This window comes from Actinocrinis sp., assembly GCF_035938995.1.
In the GTDB taxonomy this organism is placed as follows: domain Bacteria; phylum Actinomycetota; class Actinomycetes; order Streptomycetales; family Catenulisporaceae; genus DASZGI01.
In genome coordinates this window covers 1-2,961 of record NZ_DASZGI010000014.1, presented here as the reverse complement: position 1 = coordinate 2,961, position 2,961 = coordinate 1, and the positions used below count along the sequence as shown (strand labels likewise).

The 2,961-nt window shown below is 69.9% G+C and carries 3 protein-coding genes; 1 reads left to right on the top strand and 2 read right to left on the bottom strand.

The window, feature by feature from the left end:
• Positions 1–911 (top strand): hypothetical protein (locus VGZ32_RS00725; protein ID WP_326883771.1); only part of this gene is annotated, 911 nt, incomplete at its 5' end.
• A 60-nt stretch (positions 912–971) separates the two neighbouring features.
• On the opposite strand, the gene VGZ32_RS00720 is transcribed toward VGZ32_RS00725, so the two are convergent.
• Together VGZ32_RS00720 and VGZ32_RS00715 are read right to left on the bottom strand one after the other, a co-directional pair.
• Positions 972–1,859, bottom strand: coding sequence for a barstar family protein (locus VGZ32_RS00720; protein WP_326883770.1), 888 nt, complete (start codon positions 1,857–1,859; stop codon positions 972–974).
• Between the two features lie 4 nt (positions 1,860–1,863).
• Positions 1,864–2,349, bottom strand: coding sequence for a hypothetical protein (locus tag VGZ32_RS00715; RefSeq protein ID WP_326883769.1), 486 nt, complete (start codon positions 2,347–2,349; stop codon positions 1,864–1,866).
• Between the last annotated feature and the right edge of the window lie 612 nt (positions 2,350–2,961).

Genomic DNA, 2,961 nt, shown 5'->3' with positions numbered 1-2,961 from the left:
GCACCTGGTGGACGAAGTTCACGGACGCCGTCAAGCAGGACGCCGTCACGGCCGGCCTCGCCCGCGGATTCGACCCCCGCAGCTGCCTGTTCGCGCTCGTGAGCCTCGCCACGGTGCCGGTGTTCGGCGTGGCCGTCATGTCCGCGTTCCACTGGCACGGCAGCTCGGCCTTTGGGGCCTTCTACTACGCCCTGATCCCCGCGTTCATCCTTTTCTGCCTGCTCTCCCTGCTCTTTCGACGCTCGAACCTGACCACCGAGGGCCGCGCTGCCGCCGAATGGTGGCGACGGAATGGCGGCGGGCTGAGCGGCACGCTGCTGACCGATCGGCTCCCGCCGGGGGCTGCCCCGTCACCGCACTCCCCCGACGCACTGGTCGCCCAGGGCTCCGAGCCGCTCCCACCAGATCACGTCTGGTCGTCGTACGGCGGCACCTGGCGGATGGTGAAGGTGGGCTCGACGGACGAGCACAGCTGGGGGAAGCCCGGCACGCTGGTCGGGATAGTCATCGTCGCCGCCTTCATGACGGTCCCGGCCGCGTTGATCGGTCACTTCGCCGGAGGCGGCTTGGTCCGCTTGATCGGACTCGGTCCGGCGGCTCTCGGCGCTCTGGTCGTGCTCGGCAGCTGGCTGCCGGCTCATCGACGGCGCCAAGCATTCCCGGAGCGCAGCACGTTCAACGGTCAAGTGGTGAAGCGCTGGACCTACGAAACGCGCGGCGAAGACAACACCCAGACGCACTACTGCTGCTGTATCGACGACGGGACGTCGCCTGAGGGCTGGTCGTTCGAGATCGGGCGGCAACTTTACAGCCACATGCGCGTGGGCGACATCGTGTATGTGGATTTCAGCCCGCGTTGGCACAAGGTGAACGAGATCCAGTTGGCCGCTCCGGCGCCCGGCGCGCGCTGAGCCGGGCGGGCCGGGCGGCTCGAACCGCTGGGTCGTTCGAACAGGCTCATTCGAGCAGGGTCATTCGAATAGCACGCGCACTCTGCCCTCCCGCAACACCCTGACGAAGTCGTCAGCGGGCGAGTACGGGACGTCGAACGCGGACGCGGCCAGCACTTCCGGCGCGGAGGCGAGTCGCGCCCGCGCCACCTCGGCGGCCTTCCACCGCAGATCGAAGGGCGGCTGGACCCCGAACCCGCCGCGCAGGCAGTCGCGCAGCGAGTTGAGATCGGCGCCGAAGTAGCCGCCCGGACCGTTGACCGCCTCGCCGAGGGCGCAGAACAGTCCGGCCGGGTCCTGCACCCGTTCGCCGTCGAGTTCGAACACCGTTGGTTCCGACTTGGCGGCGTTGCGGTATGCCGCGCCGACCGACGACGCGACGCCGGGTATCTCCTCCCTGCGGAAAGAGTGCCGGCGGACGACTTCCAGCCACGCCTCGCGGCCTTCGGGCGAGTATCCGGCCCACTCCCCGCGGGTGCGCGGGCCGCCTTCGCGGAAGTAGTCCCAGATCGGTTCGGCCCGCGGGTGCGGCTGGCTGAGCAGGACGCCGCTGACCCGCACGTCGACTAGCCCGGGGCCGAGCGGGCTCGGCCGCGCCGCGTTGACCTCGAACGCCGCGACATAGTACGAGCCGATCGGCTGCCCGAGGCCGTTCAGGATCCTGACCTCGACGTTGGCCAGGTGGCGGGTGGCCGGGGTCAGCCGCGGCAGCAGGTCGGCCAGCGCACCGTGCGGCTGGCAGCCGAAGAGCCGGAAGGTACGCCAGGCCTGCTTCTCCGGTTGGCGCTCGGTGAAGAAGCCGTCCAGGAACAGCACCCGGGCCAGCAGCTCTTGGTCCACCTCGTCGACCACGGCGTACCGGAACACCGGCTTGAGCTTGCGCGAGAGGAGCTTCGACGGATCCGGCACGTGTTCACCTCCGTTCGGCGCGGACTGTCCAGGTGTCCGGCCCCTTGGCCGGGGGCGCCGGACGACGCTCGAGACGGAACACGGCGGGGCGGCCGAACCGACCGACAGAGGCGGTCACCAGCCAGTGCTCCACGAGCCGCGGCTCGAGCGCGCCCGGCCTCGGCGTAACGACACGGTCGCTACTGTGTTCGATCCCGCCGTGTTCGAACCCACTGTGTTCGAACACGTCGCGTTCGAGCGTGGTGTGTTCGAGCGTGCCGTGTTCGGTTCCGCTGTGTTCGAATCCGCCGTTCCCGGCGTCCTCGCGTTCGAACAGCGCGCTCTCGGGTGCCGCACGCGAGGTCGCGGCCTGCTCGGCCTCGATCCACCGGCCGAGCACCTCGTGCACCACGTACAGCTGACCGCCGAGAAGGAAGTACACCGGCCCGTCGCCACCGCGAAGCACGTCGCAGGGCTCGGCGTCGACTTGTTCTGACATCACGATCGTCATGACTCCCCTGCCGTGATCTGCTGGTGGAAAGACCCGATGCCCGGTCCGCGGGTCCGGACAACCCTCGGCGAGACCCCCTGCCGTCCCCCGAGGGCCGCGTCGCCGCCGACCGCAGGCTTCCCCGGAGACTTCCCACCCGTGGTGGTCACGGCCCGGACTGCGAGCCTGCGTCCCAGAGCTGCCCCCAGGACCGGGCGGGCGCCTCCCCCTACGAACGGCGGCGACGCGCGTGCATCGAATCTTTGTTCGAACCAAGAGCAGCTTACTCGTCTCAGCGCTCCCGGGCCACCCGAATGGCTATCGTTCGCTCGAACTAGTGAACGACAAAATGTCGAGGCCGACAGTTACCGAACCGTGACCAACCGCGTCCGCAACCATCCGGCGGGACGGCTTGTCGTACAGGGTGGATCGCCTCGGTCGGCACCATTGCGGCTGGTGCCTTCCTCTCGAGTCCGCCGGGCGACCGGCGGTCGGGCGATCTATCCCCCGGGTGGGGATCGTCGGCGCAGCGCGGCCACTGCTGGGGAGAGCGGTAGCCCCGCGCACCGAAGGGGGTGCGGCGGGGTCCGCGCGCGCGTCGTGGGGGTGCGCGCTCGGGCCCCGCCCGGTCCC